This is a genomic window from Treponema berlinense (genome assembly GCF_052273165.1).
Taxonomy (GTDB): domain Bacteria; phylum Spirochaetota; class Spirochaetia; order Treponematales; family Treponemataceae; genus Treponema_D; species Treponema_D berlinense_A.
In genome coordinates, this window is sequence record NZ_DAVZIU010000012.1 from 45,243 (window position 1) to 59,891 (window position 14,649).

Annotated in this window: 14 protein-coding genes and 1 pseudogene; 10 read left to right on the forward strand and 5 right to left on the reverse strand. The window is 35.6% G+C overall.

Annotation, left to right across the window (positions count from 1 at the left end):
- Window positions 1–194: 194 nt before the first annotated feature.
- From rfbD to rfbA, 3 genes are read right to left on the reverse strand one after another with little or no spacing between them, the layout of a single operon-like run.
- Complete coding sequence (rfbD, locus tag ACT6XC_RS05755) at window positions 195–1,085, reverse strand: dTDP-4-dehydrorhamnose reductase (RefSeq protein WP_443741119.1); 891 nt, start codon at window positions 1,083–1,085, stop codon at window positions 195–197.
- A gap of 1 nt (window position 1,086) precedes the next feature.
- Window positions 1,087–1,674, reverse strand: coding sequence for a dTDP-4-dehydrorhamnose 3,5-epimerase (gene rfbC / locus ACT6XC_RS05760; protein WP_443737284.1), 588 nt, complete (start codon window positions 1,672–1,674; stop codon window positions 1,087–1,089).
- A complete protein-coding gene (gene rfbA, locus ACT6XC_RS05765; protein ID WP_443741120.1) occupies window positions 1,674–2,549 on the reverse strand; it encodes a glucose-1-phosphate thymidylyltransferase RfbA in 876 nt (291 codons plus the stop codon). Before rfbA ends, rfbC begins: the two co-directional genes overlap by 1 nt.
- A 100-nt stretch (window positions 2,550–2,649) precedes the next feature.
- Here rfbA and pcnB point away from each other — a divergent pair, with 100 nt between their 5' ends.
- Entirely contained in the window at window positions 2,650–3,786 is a 1,137-nt protein-coding gene (pcnB, locus tag ACT6XC_RS05770; RefSeq protein WP_443741121.1) for a polynucleotide adenylyltransferase PcnB, read from the forward strand.
- A 65-nt stretch (window positions 3,787–3,851) separates the two neighbouring features.
- Here pcnB and ACT6XC_RS05775 read toward each other — a convergent pair whose 3' ends face one another.
- Window positions 3,852–4,772, reverse strand: a complete 921-nt coding sequence (locus ACT6XC_RS05775) for a hypothetical protein (protein ID WP_443741122.1) — start codon at window positions 4,770–4,772, stop codon at window positions 3,852–3,854.
- Window positions 4,773–4,780: 8 nt separating this feature from the next.
- A complete protein-coding gene (locus ACT6XC_RS05780) occupies window positions 4,781–5,770 on the reverse strand; it encodes a pseudouridine synthase (protein ID WP_443741123.1) in 990 nt (329 codons plus the stop codon).
- Between the two features lie 135 nt (window positions 5,771–5,905).
- Between ACT6XC_RS05780 and ACT6XC_RS05785 the strand changes: the two genes are divergently transcribed.
- The 9 genes and pseudogenes from ACT6XC_RS05785 to ACT6XC_RS05825 form a co-directional block, all read left to right on the forward strand.
- Window positions 5,906–6,388, forward strand: a complete 483-nt coding sequence (locus tag ACT6XC_RS05785) for a divergent PAP2 family protein (protein ID WP_443737289.1) — start codon at window positions 5,906–5,908, stop codon at window positions 6,386–6,388.
- Between the two features lie 6 nt (window positions 6,389–6,394).
- Complete coding sequence (locus ACT6XC_RS05790; protein ID WP_443741124.1) at window positions 6,395–7,834, forward strand: hypothetical protein; 1,440 nt, start codon at window positions 6,395–6,397, stop codon at window positions 7,832–7,834.
- Window positions 7,818–9,110: a hypothetical protein gene (locus ACT6XC_RS05795; protein WP_443741125.1), complete on the forward strand. Its 1,293-nt coding sequence runs from the start codon at window positions 7,818–7,820 to the stop codon at window positions 9,108–9,110. Before ACT6XC_RS05790 ends, ACT6XC_RS05795 begins: the two co-directional genes overlap by 17 nt.
- Window positions 9,100–10,164 carry an RnfABCDGE type electron transport complex subunit D gene (locus tag ACT6XC_RS05800; RefSeq protein ID WP_443741126.1) on the forward strand — a complete coding sequence of 355 codons (1,065 nt, stop codon included), beginning with the start codon at window positions 9,100–9,102 and terminating at the stop codon, window positions 10,162–10,164. The genes ACT6XC_RS05795 and ACT6XC_RS05800 overlap by 11 nt, the downstream gene beginning before the upstream one ends.
- Window positions 10,157–10,630: a hypothetical protein gene (locus ACT6XC_RS05805; RefSeq protein ID WP_443741127.1), complete on the forward strand. Its 474-nt coding sequence runs from the start codon at window positions 10,157–10,159 to the stop codon at window positions 10,628–10,630. The genes ACT6XC_RS05800 and ACT6XC_RS05805 overlap by 8 nt, the downstream gene beginning before the upstream one ends.
- On the forward strand, window positions 10,623–11,237 hold the full coding sequence (locus tag ACT6XC_RS05810) for a hypothetical protein (protein WP_443741128.1): 615 nt from the start codon (window positions 10,623–10,625) through the stop codon (window positions 11,235–11,237). Before ACT6XC_RS05805 ends, ACT6XC_RS05810 begins: the two co-directional genes overlap by 8 nt.
- Entirely contained in the window at window positions 11,230–11,787 is a 558-nt protein-coding gene (locus ACT6XC_RS05815; RefSeq protein ID WP_443741129.1) for a hypothetical protein, read from the forward strand. Before ACT6XC_RS05810 ends, ACT6XC_RS05815 begins: the two co-directional genes overlap by 8 nt.
- Window positions 11,788–12,055: 268 nt before the next feature.
- Window positions 12,056–14,056: an alpha-amylase/4-alpha-glucanotransferase domain-containing protein gene (locus tag ACT6XC_RS05820; RefSeq protein ID WP_443741130.1), complete on the forward strand. Its 2,001-nt coding sequence runs from the start codon at window positions 12,056–12,058 to the stop codon at window positions 14,054–14,056.
- A 256-nt stretch (window positions 14,057–14,312) separates the two neighbouring features.
- Window positions 14,313–14,649, forward strand: a pseudogene (locus ACT6XC_RS05825) (2,3-bisphosphoglycerate-independent phosphoglycerate mutase); the annotation flags it as partial.

Sequence of the window (14,649 nt, forward strand, 5' to 3'; positions counted from 1 at the left end):
TTTGTCTCCAATAAAAGTCAAGATTAAAACTTCTGTTTTAGGATTGACTTTTTAAGTTATTCCACAACGAAGTGAGAAACAACCGATGATAAGAAGTTTGCAACGCAAACTTTTAAGGATAAAAACAACCGCCATTTTGGCTATTTTTATCTTATCTCCTGTGTATAATAAAAAGCATAATATAAAAAATTTGACTATTTTACACTAAATCTTTCATCTTTCATAAAATCTTCGAGAGAAAGTTTCCAATCTGGAAGTTTTATGTTCAAAGCTGACTGGATTTTTGAAATATCAAGCACGCTGTAAGCAGGACGCTTTGCCTTTACAGGATATTCGTCTGTCGTGCAACTGTTGATTGCACAGTTATTTGAAATTCGACCACATTTTGTTCCAATTGAATAGATTTCCTTACAAAAATCAAACCAGGTGGTCTGACCAGCGTCGGTCACATTGTAAATTCCATATGGAACTGTTTTTTTGTTACAAATTTCAAAAATAACCTGAGCTAAGGTCGAACAGTTCGTCGGCGTTCCTTTTTGGTCGCAAACAACCTTGACGCTTTCCCTGCTGTTCATGGCTTTTGTCATTGTGTATACAAAATTTTTTCCGTAAAAACCGTAGAGCCACGCTGTACGAAGAATATAATATTTTTGAGTTAATGAAATTATATTGTCCTCGCCACTAGCTTTTGTTTTTCCATAAACGCTGGCTGGAGATTTTTTTTCAGTCTCTAAAATAGGCTGAATGGCATTTCCGTCAAAAACGTAATCTGTGCTTATGTGAATAATTGCAGCGCCTTTTTTTTCAGCAATCCGCGCCAAATTAAAAGGTCCTACCGAATTAATTTTTTGAGCAGATTCTTTTTCGTCTTCTGCCTTGTCAACGGCCGTATAAGCAGAGCAATTTATGATAAACTCAATCTTAGAACCAGAACTTACCTCAAGTTTATCCGAAAAGTTTTCAAGTTCAGAAAAATCTGCAACATCAACTTCGCTACCAGTTCCTGCGTAAGCAATTTTATTCTTTTGAAAAAGTTCACAAAGCTGAGAACCGAGCATTCCCCTGCAACCCAGAACCCAAATCATCTCAATTTTCTCCAATCCAATGGGCACTCATATCAAAATATTTTTTTGAAAAATCAAAGTCTGGATGTTTTGTGTCTTTTTCACTCAAAAGAGGCTCTACATCTCCACAGATTGAATGCCAGTCAACATTAATAGTCTTATCATTCCACATAAGACCAGCTTCATCTTCTGGATGATAAAAATCAGTACATTTATATGTAAAAACTGCAAAATCACTAATTACATAAAAACCGTGCGCAAAACCTTCAGGAATGTAAAACATATTGTTTTTTTGAGAATCAAGGACAACTCCGTAATATTTCCCAAAAGTAGGGGAGTCGTTTCGTAAATCTACAGCAACGTCGTAAACTTTTCCTTCAAGCGCACGAACGAGTTTTCCCTGCGGATGTTTTGTCTGAAAATGCAGTCCGCGCAAAACACCTCCTTTGCTAGCGCTCTGATTGTCCTGAACGAACTTCATTGTAAGTCCAGATTCAAAAAAGTCTTTTTCTGAATACGTTTCTGCAAAGTAACCGCGGGCATCTCCAAAAATTTTAGGCTGAATTTCCCATAGACCTTCAATCGGGCATTTATTAAATTCAAAAGACATTAGAAATTCTCCGCAATATATTTTAAGTAAGCACCGTAATCGGTTTTAAAGCCTTTTGCAATTTCAAGAAGCGCATCTTTTGTAATCCAACCGTTGTTAAATGCAATTTCTTCTATGCAGGCAACATACATTCCCTGACGTTTTTGAATCGTCTCGATGAAATTTCCAGCTTCCGAAAGACCTTCGTATGTTCCTGTGTCAAGCCAGGCAAAACCGCGTCCCAAAATTTCTACGTTGAGTTTTTGCTGAACCAAATATTCATTATTAACAGAAGTGATTTCGATTTCACCACGGGCAGAAGGTTTTACATTTTCTGCAATTTTTACAACGCTGTTGTCATAAAAATAAAGTCCAGGCACCGCATAGTTTGACTTCGGATTTGCAGGTTTTTCTTCAATACCGAGAGCTTTTCCATTTTTGTCAAATTCAACAACTCCGTAGGCTGTCGGATCTTTTACAAAATAACCGAAAATTGTCGCTCCGCCTTCTGTTTCCACGCGTTTGCGGGCATTTGAAAGGCTTTCTGAAAAACGCTGGCCGTAAAAAATGTTATCGCCAAGAACAAGAGCAACGCTGTCGTTTCCGATGAATTCTTTTCCGACAATAAAAGCATCTGCAAGACCTCTCGGTTTGTCCTGAACAGCGTATTCAAAGTTCATTCCAAGCTGACTTCCATCGCCAAAAAGTTCCTTAAAAACCGGTAAATCGCGTGGAGTTGAAATTATCAAAACTTCGCGGATTCCTGCAAGCATAAGACAGCTTAGCGGATAGTAAATCATAGGTTTGTCATAGATTGGAAGAATCTGCTTGCTGACAGCTCTTGTAAGCGGATAAAGACGTGTTCCGCTTCCTCCTGCAAGAATTATACCTTTCATAAAAAAACTCCCATAGTTTTTAATTTTAGGACAATACAAGTCCTGTTATTATTTTACCATTATTGAGCATAATAAATCAATTCGTTAAAATAGGAGCATTGTGTTATACAGATATTCCAAAGACGGACGTGGACGGCCTGTAAAAACCGCCGCTATTTATACAAAAAAAGAACATAAAATTTCTTTAGACAAAATTGACGCAGACTGCCTTAGAGTTGTTTTTCATTTAAAAGAATGTGGATTCAACACTTACATTGTCGGTGGAGCAGTAAGAGATTTGCTTACCGGAAAAACTCCAAAAGATTTTGACATTGTTACAAATGCAACTCCAAGCAAAATTAAAAAACTTTTTAGAAATTCCCGAATTATTGGAAAAAGATTCAGGCTTGTCCATGTTTTTTTCGGGGAAAAGATTTTTGAAGTTTCAACTTTCCGCTCGACAGTTGACGGAAGTGTAGGAAACAGCTTTGGCTCTATTGAAGAAGATGTTCAGCGTCGCGACTTTACTCTAAACGCTCTTTATTACGATCCTTCAAAAGAGCAGATTATCGATTATGTTGGCGGAGTCCAGGATATAAAAAATCATATTTTAAGACCTGTAATTCCTTTGAACCGAATTTTTGAAGAAGACCCTGTCAGAATGTTGCGCGCAGTAAAATATAGTTCGACCTGCAACTGCAAAATGGGATTTGTGTTAAAACACAAAATCAGAAAAAGCGCGCACCTCTTGCTTCCCGTAAGTCCAAGCCGTTTGACAGAAGAGATGCTGAAAATTTTGAATTCTGGACACTCTTCTGAAATCATAACCGCCTGCCTTAAGACAGACCTTTACATGTATCTTCAGCCGAACGCAAGCAGCATGATGTATCAGTCGAAAAAATTCGAACAAAGCTATATGAAGCACCTTTCCGAAATGGACGAAATGGTTCAAAAAGACAAAACTGTAAGACTTGGACAAAAACTGTTCTATTTGATCATTGATTTTGTCGATACGCTTACAGACTGGAAAAAGGAAATCTCTGGAAAAACAGCAACTGGCGAACTTTATTTAAAAACGTGGACTCAGGTAAGAAATTTTGTTCTCCCAATAAATCCCCAGCGCACAGAATTGGAATACGCAATCCGCCTAGCATTAAAAACACTCGGAGTCGCGATAAAAATTCCAAAAAGCGCATTTAAAGTCCGAAAAACCGTAAAATTTCTTCTGGCAGAAGAAAAAATTGCCGAAGTAAGATAAAAAATTGAACAGCACAATAAAACACCTTTTAAGACAGCTTAAATTTGCGTTTTTAAGGTGTCTTTTTATGCAGTCTTTAAATCCGAAAGCAAAATGTGGTCTACAATAATCGAAATATCTTCAAGAAGAATTCCTGCATTTTTTTCGATTGACGAAGTTACGTAATTTTTTAAATTTTTGCTCAACTCTGTAAGCGGTTCTCCAAAAGGAACGTCTATCGTTACAAAAAAGCGGTATCCAGTCTTGTCCGCCTTTATATTCAAACTTTTTAAGCGGATTAAGCTGTTAAATTCCCTGACCGCATCTCCTGCAAGACCTGCAAGATGGGCCTGAGAAATATTTTTTCGCGCAGTAACAGAGAAAGCTGGACGAACTACAGATTTTTCAAAAAGCTTTGCATTTACTTCGACTGGAGTTTTCTTTTCTTCGTTTTTGAAAAAATGACGGAAAAATTTTCTTTTTGAAAGGCTTACCTTTACTTTTGAAACAAAAATTCTTGAATAATTTCCAGCTTCTTTTACTTCGTAAGAGCGGACAGGAATTACATGTTTTCCTTCAATCTGTCGGCTTATGCGAGCTTCTTCAATCTGCTGAGGAGTCGCAATGTCTTCGATTCTTATATATTTTTCCGGAAGCGGGATCTGAAGGCGCATTGCAATCTTATTAACCATTTTTTCGCTTGTACCGAGCAACAGGATTTTTTTTATCTGTTTGCGCTGAATTGCAAGCGCTACGTTGTCCCTGTGCTTTTTGTCATCAAAAAGAGCAACGCGAACTGCTCCCATATAACTTTTTTCGAGCTTTGCAGAATGACCAGCAAGAATATTGTCTTCATAAATCAAAAGTCCGTCATCAATTATCGCCTTTATATGATATTTTTGAGCGACAAGTTTTGCGCGAAAACTTTTTCCCGTGCCAGAAGGACCGAAAAATGCAAAAACTTGAAGAGGCTTTTGTTTAAAATTAAGAATTTCTCCAATATTCATACCTAATATTATAATTCACAAGGCAAGTTTATCAAGGCGGATTTTAAAACTGAAACAAAATTTTCTCCTGGAGGACAAACTATTTTTTTCGGAAGGCTTAATAGATTATCCAGGAATTCCAAAGAATAGGAATGAAGAAAAAGATTTTGCTTTTCTGAAATTTTTTTTCCTCCGTAAACTGTATCTCCAAGTAAAGGATGGGCGTGATAAGCGCTTGTCGCGCGAATTTGATGAGTTCTTCCTGTCGAAATTATAAATTTTACGAGAGTAACCTGAATTCCCTTATATTTTCCATACGCAAGCGGAATTGCCACTGTATTGCTTTCCTTCGAATTTTCTGAATCGGAATTTACAGAAACTGTATGAAATTTTAAACTATTTAAGTCTTTTTCGTTTCTGCTGATTTTTTCCGTCCAGATTTCTGTTTTTTCAAGAGCGCCTTCAACTATTGCAAGATAAGTTTTTTTTATCCTGTGTTCCTGAATTGCCTTAGAAAAAGCTTGTGCACCTTCGAGATTTTGACTAAAAGCAATAAGTCCTGTAGTTCTTCTGTCAAGACGATGCAAAGGACCTGTCCCAAACGAAAGACTTTTCTGAGCATTTTTAGAATTAAAAAAATCGTAATCTTCCTGGACTAGAACATTGAGAGCCTGTTCGCCAGCTTTTGACTTTTGAACAGGAAGATCATAAGGCTTGTTCAAAAAAAGAAGTTCCTGAGTACGAAGCACAATCCATTCTTCTGGAAGAGGAGTTATTTCTTCTTGATTTTTTTTGCCTGCAAGAACTGCATTTTCCGCCAAAAACGAGGCAATCTTTATTTCGTCACCTTTTTGAATTCTGTATTCACCTTTCTGTTTTTTTTCGTTAACTCTTATCAATCCGTTTCTGAGAGCTTTATAAAGCTGAGAAAGGTTTTCTTCTGAGAGAAGTTTTTTTGCAATTCTATCGAGCCTTCTTCCTTCATCATCTTTTCCAGTTTTAAAGCGAATGAATTCCATAATTCATAAAATATAAACTGAACTTATAAAAAGTTCAATTTTTCAAAACAAAACTTACACACGCTCAATATAAAATGTCTGCATAAAACGCCTAAATAACTAGACAAAAATGCGCATACCGATAAAATAATGTGTATGTTTAAAGGTGTATGGGAACAGTTTCAAACTCTTTTGTCTTCTCCGCTATTTCTTGCCTGTGTTTCCAGTTGGTTTCTTGCTCAGTTTTTAAAAACACTCATAAAACTTTTTGCTGGAAAAGTTCACAGCATAAAAGAGCTTGTTGAACTTCTGATATGGCGCACTGGAGGAATGCCTTCGAGCCATAGCGCCCTTGTTGCCTGTCTTTGTACCTGCATTGGAATTACGGACGGTTTTGATTCTGGACTATTTGTCCTTTCTTTCTGTTTTTTTATGGTTACAATCCGAGACGCTGTTGGTGTAAGAAGAGCGAACGGAATTCAGGCAAATATGATTAACAGAATCGGAAATCTTTTAAAGGATCAGGGACTTGTCCAGGAATACAAAAATTTAAAAGAAGTTCAGGGACATTCTCCGATGGAAGTTATCGTTGGTTGTATTCTTGGTTTTTTTGTCGGCATCGGTTTTTTAGTTTTGTAGGTTGCAATGAAAATTTCGACAAAACTCCTGGCTTCTTCTGCTTTATTTACACTGACCTTTTTTTTTATAATCTGTTTCCGCACTGTTCCAGAAAGTCAGCTTTGGAAAGGCTGGCGGCTTCTTTACGTAAAGTCCGAAAAACTTTCCGAACAGAATATCTGTTCAATTCTTGAAAAAAACGGCTGCAAAAACGTCGTGAGCAGGGTAAACCAAAAAAATCCTGTATATTCAGAATTTGCGCCGATTCAGGTTCAGCCGAAAAACTCATATATTCACAGAAAAAACGGATTTTTTAGAGACAGTTCTTCTACGTATTTTGTATTTTATGTTCCAGAAAAAAGCACTTCCGCTCTAGAAAATGCAATTTCTGAAATAAACGGATATTCAGGTACATTTGCCTCATGTGACGGAGGAACCGTTTTTCCGTGGATCTGTCCTTTTTTGGCCTTTATTTTTTTCGCAGTTCTCTTTTACTTTTCTAAACAGAAAATTAAATTTCTTATAGTTTCTCTGTTGCTTCTTGTCTTGTCGATTACAAGACCTTTGTACACGGTCTGCGGAGCAATTTTTCTTTCACTTTTCGCAAATTTTCTTCTCGTAAAAATTTATGGCCGGGACGGCTTTTTTAAGGATTCAAAAAACGCTGTTTTTATAGTGCCGCTGATTGTTTTTTCTTTTATTGCGCTTGCTTTTTCGTCGATTTTCAGTTCATTTTTATTTGCAGTTTCTTTTGCAGGTGGTTGGCTCGGTCTTAAGGTTTTTGAAGAATTTTATTCATTTTTCTGCAAAAAAAATAAAAACCTTCAGTTTAATTTTGTTTACATCAAAAAATCTTCAGACGTAAAAACCGTCACCTCATCAAATTCCTTTTTGCTTGGAATTGTTTTTGTCTTTATAGCATTTCTTTTTGCATTTTCTTCGCTTTTTTCGGGAATTTCGCAAGCTTCGTCCTCTGGGCAAAGACCTTTTCTTCCAGCTCCTCTTTATTCAAACTCAAAAATTTCAAAAGACGCCGAAAATCTTCCAAACCTTGAAGATTTTGTCGACTGGAGCTGGTTTACAGTTTCTTTTCCGTTCAGAAAACTGAATTCTTCTTCGAGTGAAATTCAAAATTCTTTTGGAGAAAGTGTCGTTATTCCAGATTTTTTTATGGAAAAAGACAATTCTTCTGGAAAAGAGAAGATTTTTTCATCTCAAAATAAAGTTTTGACCTATGATTCTTCCTTTGTTCACTTGATTTATGATAAGATAAACAAAAGCGATTATCCTACCCTTGAAAAAGTTCTGCTTTTACAGGGGAAAAATACATCTTATGGATACACAAAAAGCACAGGAACAAGTTCAGAAAAAGCAGTTCCTCTTGTATTGAGCTTTTTTGCATTTATTCCATTGATTCTCTTTTTATATTATTTTGTGGGAACTAAAAAAAATGAGGCCAATTTATAAATTTGTTTCAGAAGATACTGGATTGATTACTAAAACTGTAAGTGGCTTTATTCCAAAAACAGTTGTAATTCCTCTAAAAAAAACTAGCCAAGATGAAATTGAAATTCTCGTAAAAGCCGGAGATATCGTAAAAGAAGGACAGGTCATTGCAAAATCTCAGGACACTTGCATTCATTCTTCGATTCCTGGAACTGTTGTAAATATCGTTCATTCAAAATTTGCAGACGGAAATGAAGGTTATGCCGCAAAAATCCAGCTCGAAGGAGTTTTTTCTTTTACTGGAAAAAAAATTATCGAAAAAGAATGGAAGTCAAAAGATTCTTCAGATATAATTTTTTTGATAAAAGAGGGCGGAGTATTAAACACTTTTTCTTCTCCTGAACCGCTCAATACTCAAATAAAAAATCTTGATAAAACAAAAGACCGTTTTCTCATAGTCCGGCTTTACTCTGAAGACCCTTCAAGAATTACAGACGCTTTTGTTACTGAGCATTATTTTGAAAAAATAAAGGATGGCGTTGCAATTACAGCAAGAGCAATGGAAGCGAAAGGGATTCTTTTTGCCTTTGATAGCAATAAATCAATTCCCCAAAATTTCGCGGACGGATTTGAAACAGAAACAGCCGTTGTTTCGCTTGATGCAAAAAACTATCCAAATGGTTTTATGCACGAAATTGTAAATGCAGCAAAAAAAACGCTCAAAAATTCAATTTTTAAAAATGTTGGAAACCGTGATTTATTTATAGATTCTGTTACTGCGCTGAATGTTTACAATGCAGTTGTTTTGGAAAAACCAGAAATTACGGCAGAAATTCAAGTTACGGGAGACTGCCTTAACGCAGGAGCTGTAATAACCGTAAAAACAGGGACAAGCTTACGGCATCTTGCAGAACAGGCTGGAGGTTTTAAAAGAGAACCTGGAAAAATTATAATAAATGGAAAAATTACAGGAAATTCTGTTTCGGACATAGATATTCCAGTTTCAAAAGATGTAAAATCCGTAGCATTTATTCCTTTTAGCCAGCTTCACAACCAGACAGAACAAAACTGCATTCGTTGCGGAAACTGTCTGAACTGCTGTCCTGTAGGACTTTCGCCAGAAACTCTTTACAGATGCTTTAAAAATAAAGACCACAACAATAGAGAATTACAACTAATCGAAAAAACTGCAATTTTGTGCACAGAATGCTCTTTGTGCAATTCTGTCTGCCCGTCAAGAATCCCGCTGAGCCAGACAATCGCGCTTTTAAAAAAAGGAAAAATAAATGAAAAATAAAATAAAAATTACCTTGCATCCTTTTTCGTATTTGGATTTTTCTGAAAAAACAAATGCAATTTTTTTACTCACATTCTTAGCCTGTCAGGTTTTTATGCTTTTTATAACAAACAGTTGGACAAACCTTTTTGTAATTCTAGCGGCTGTTTCAGCGACAGTTTTAGCAGAAGTTTTTGAAAAAGCATACGGAAAAAGAAAAGATTCCTACAGTTTTCTCAATTCAATTATTCAAGGAATTTTAACTGGACTTTTTTTACCTTCAACTTTTCCGATTTATGCTGTTTTTTTTACAGTTTTTTTTGTATTTGTCTGTTCAAGATACTTTATCGGAAGTTTTGCCGACTGCTGGATAAATCTTCCTTGTCTTTCTGTCTGCATCTGCTGGATTTTGGGAACTTCGCTCTTTCCTGATTGGCAGCTCACGCACGAAATCATATTTGCAAGAAATCCATCTCTAGAACTTATTCAAAACGGCACATTTCCAATGATTGCCCTTGATACAAAAATTACATCGTTTTTTAACAAGACGATTTTTTCGCTTTTTGGAGTTTCAATTCCAGACGGTTACATTTCTCTTTTTTGGGACACAGGCTCTTTAATTCCTGCATTCAGATTCAATTTTATAACGCTGCTCTCTTCAATTGTTTTAATTTCGATGGACGTTGTAAGAGCAATGATTCCAGGACTTTTTTTGCTGACCTATGGCATTCTTGTATTTGTAGGTCCATATTTCTTTGGATTTGGCGGACACGGAGATCTTCTTCTTGCGTTCTGTACAAGCGGGCTTCTTTTTTCTTCGATTTTTTTGCTTCAGTTTGCAGGAACAACTCCTATGTCTCTTTCAGGAAAGGCAGTTTATGCTTTTTTTGCAGGAATTCTTGCATATTTGATAATTGGAGCTGGAACTTCTCCTGCAGGAGCCGTTTTTACAGTTCTTTTTATGAATGTTTTAAGCCTTTTTATCCAGCATATTGAAAAAATTGCCGAAATCAAAAAAGTTAAAAAAATTCTTCTTGAACGCGTAAAAGAACTTGAGGAAGGAAAAAATGCTTAGCGAAAAAAATAAAATAATTTTTATAAAAGTCAGCATTCTGGCAGGAGCATTTATCGTAACCTGCGCAATTCTAATCACGATGATTTTCCTTGCAAAAGGTTTTTGGAAAAACGGACTAAAAGTTAGTGTAGAGCAGACTCTCGAAAAATATTCAGAAAACACATATAAAACGGGAGATTTTGTCGAATTAAAATCGCAGCTTTCTCCTGGAGCGGCAGTTTTTAATTGTAAAAAAAACAACGATTCAAAACGTTATTATGCCGTGATAATGCGAATTTCTACAATTTCAGGACCTGCACCAGCGGTTTTTTTGTGCTCGGAATATGATGCTGAATTTGTAGGATTTGCTGTTGAAAATGGAAATTTGAAACAGACAATGAACCCTGATTTTCTGGAAATTCATACACGATACTGGAAATCTTTGTTGCCGAAAATTTTACTAAAGGCTGGACTTTTTGATGACTGATTATAAAAAATTTCTTATTTACATTGGAACAACACTTACAATAGTTCTTCCTTTTCCTGGAAGAATTGCATACGGAATTTTTGCGCTACTTCACTTTAATCTTTCTGTAGTTCTTTTGACGCTGATGTTTTATGCGATAAATCTATTAAAGGTAAAATTTCTGCGCCTTGGAATCTGTTCTCTTGAACTTGTTGCTTTGACGATTTTATATAAGCAGTTACTCGTCATTTTTTGCCCTGTCGCAGCTCTTACAATCGGATTTTCTTTTTATTTGCCAGCAGTTTCCGCTGTCATAATAACGATTTTCAATCTTAGAACAAAAAATTCAATAAAAGAAAGTTGTCTTGACAAAGTAAAAAAATCGCTCAGCATTTCTGCCTTTTGCTTTATAATTTTTGTTTTAAGAGACATTTTAGGTTTCGGAACAATAACACTTCCAAAATGGCAGTCGCTCTTAGTGATAAAAATACCAGAAATTCCATTTTTAGCAGGAAATTCGTTTATGTCCTTCTTTGCAACAATTCCAGGCAGTATGGTTTTGACAGTTCTTGTTTTTTTTGCTGGTCTAAAACTAAATGTCGTTTTTGCAGGAGAAAAAAATGCTTAAAATCGTTTTCTTTTATCTTTTTTTTGGCTCAATAGCACTTTATTACGGTGTCGGATTAAAAAAAATCCTTACCATAAAAAAAACTCCTCTCTGTTATTTTAAAGATCTCTTAAAATCACTTTTTATTACAGTTTCTGTTTCTTCAGTCACTTTTCTGTTGGACGAATATGTTTTTGTCCGATTGGGCATAAGTGAAATATACCCTTTTTTTATGACGATTTTTTTTGCTGCAATTTCATACGGCATTAATCGGCTTATAAAAACAAGGTTTTTTGATTTTACGGAAGATTACATCGTTCCTTTTATGATTGTCTTGATGAGTTTGACTGAAGGATTTTCTTTCTTAAGCACAATTTTAATCTGTGTTTCTGGAATTCTTTCTTTCTACCTTCTTATTTTATTCGTCTTTGCATTAAGAACTCGCTTTAAAATTTATAGAAAAGATGCTGGTGAAAAGCCATTTTTTATACTTCTTCTTGGAACAGCCGTTCTTTTTATAGCAATTTACGGTTTTAACGCTTCTTGGCTTAATCTGGGGCTGATTTTATAAAGATTTTTGAAAAAAATAAAAAAAATTGTTTCTTTTTTTAGTGGTTTTGTTATACACTGTAAGAACCCTCTTTTTTCATAAAAGCAAAGAGGCTCGTAATTAAGGAGGCATAAAGATAAAAACAGCCGAAAATGGCGTCTGTATTTATCTTTAAAAGTTTGCGTTGCAAACTTTATTATCATAAGTTGTTTATCACTTCGTTGCGAAACAACTTTAAAAATCAATCCTAAAACTGAAGTTTTAATCTTGACTTTTTATGGGAGGAGATGTGAAAGTCTTAAATTTATGCCTGTCGTTAACAGCAAATTCGACAGTTCTTTCAACTTCTCTAACCTTTGAACAGCAATATCAAAAAATCTACAAAAAACTTATAGCATTTTTATATCAAAATCCGACTGCAAAATTTTCATTTTCGTTTACAGGCTTACAGCTTGAATGGTTTGAAAAAGCGCATCCAGAGTTTCTTCAGATTCTGCATGAGCTTGTTGCCAGAAAGCAGATTGAACTTTTGGGCGGCGGTTACTACAATCCTGTATTCCCACTTTTATCTCCAGTCGACAGAGCAGGGCAGATTGAACTTTTGACGGTTGAACTAAGAAGAATTACAGGAAAACGTCCGCGCGGAATTTCAGTTTTAAGTTCTGTTTGGGACCGCTCGCTTATTCCGTGCTTTCAAAATTGCGGAATGGAATGGGTTCAACTTGATTCATCAATTATTCCTGAAAAAAGCCGGCATTTTCTTCCTCAAATTTTAGGAGAACAGGGAAAAACAATAAAAGTACTGCCTGTTTACAGAAATTTGCAGAATGTAATCAAAAAAAATATTTCTCCAGAACAATATTTAAAAGAACTAGTAGAAAAAATTGAAAATTCGACAAAAAACGATGAATACAATTATTATGCACAGGAAAGGATAATTTCCGTAAATTTTGAATTTGACAGCGCGGAAATTCTATTAAACGACAATTGGATTGAAAATTTATACAAGTCGATAAATCAGGAATTTGCCGAAAAAATCAGAGTTTGCCTTCCAACAGAATATATTCATCGTGCAGAAGAATTTATTCCATCATTTACAGGAATTGGTATCCAAGATGATGTTGCAAAATGGGCGTTAAAACCTTACGAAATTTCTGGGGAAAAAACTGAACTTCCTGTTTCCATAAACAATTTTTTGATTACATATCCAAGATGCCGAGCACTTTATAACCGAGAACTTTATATTTCGTTGCTTGTTTCAAACTGCCATGGCGACAAAGCCAGAAAAATGGCAGCCCGAAAATCACTTTGGAAAGCTCAGGCAGGAGAGGCATTTTTATGTTCTCCTGAAGGAGTTTTTCCTGACAAGAAAATGCGTCAAACCGCTTACAAAAATCTTACGGAAGCAGAAAAATACATTCGCGAAGCTGTTCCTTTTAAGGAGTCAGTAACATCTTTTGACTATAACGCAGACGGTCACAACGAATATCTGTGCTCAATGGAAAAATATACAGCCTGCATAAGTACAAGAGGCGGACAGATTACAGAACTCAACGTAATTCACAATCTTGAAAATTACGCTGACAATTTAAGCAGAATTGAAAAATTCGACAAAGTGAATGATAACTATGAGCGGGGACTTTTTGTTGAACATGTTTTCAGCAAAGAAGAATTCTCTGATTATAAAAGAGGTATTCCAGCTGGTTGCGGAGTTTTTTCAAAGACACTTTTTAGAGAAGCCGAATTTAACGGAACAAAAAAAGAAATAAAACTGAAAGGCGAAGGAACATATTCTAATCTTGATATTCCAATCAGCCTAAGAAAGCGTTATCTCATAAATTCCAATGGATTTATGGTTCAATATATTTTAAAAAATGAGGGACCGATTGCTTTTAGTGGAAATTTTGTAGTTGAATCAAATTTTACCCAAACAGATTTTTCTAATGCCGATAAGAATTCATACAAATTAGACTTGATTTCTGACGGAAACGGAATTTCTTACGAAACAGTTAATGATTCGATTGTAAAAAAAGACATTTCGTTTGTTCAGATTACAGATACATCAAGCAATATTTCTTTTGTTTATGAACCAAACGAAGAGGCCGGAATAAACTGCCAGACTTTGCTTTTTAAGAGACCAGATTTAAATTCAAAAACACCACAAATTGCAGAAAACACATTTTCGGCTTCGCTTTTCTGGGAATTTGATCTTGCTGGCGGAATGGAGATAGAAAAAACTATAAACTTCACAATAATCACCCCCAAAAAACGCCGGCCAAAGAAACTTTAAGGGGAGTATGAAAGATTAAAACCTCCTGCTTAAGCGTCCCCACTTAAATATTTAAGTTTTGGTAGACAGAACCTATATTATGCTAAGTAATACCGATCTGCTTTATTAAAATAAATTTTAAGATTTGATTTAAGATAAATCATTTATATTTGAACTGACCCCCTATATGTGTATCTTTTAGATTTGTAAATTATTGTAAAAAATCGTAAAAAAAAGTAATATTTTGTAGTATATAGAATACTTTTTGGAGTAAAAAATGGCAGATACAATGCATGCTTTGGAAAAAAATTCAAACTGGAAAGGACGACGCGGACCGGTTGTTCTGGTTATTATGGACGGTGTTGGCTACGGAAAATATGTTGAAGGTGATGCTGTAAAGGCTTCTAAAATGAAGTATTTGGACTGGTTTACGGCTAACTGTCCCCACACAAAACTTAAGGCTCACGGAACTGCTGTAGGGCTTCCGAGCGATGATGATATGGGAAACAGCGAGGTCGGCCACAATGCGATTGGTTGCGGCCGTGTTTTTGCCCAGGGAGCTAAGCTTGTCGGCGAGTCTATTAAGTCTGGTCTGATGTATCAGGGCGATACCT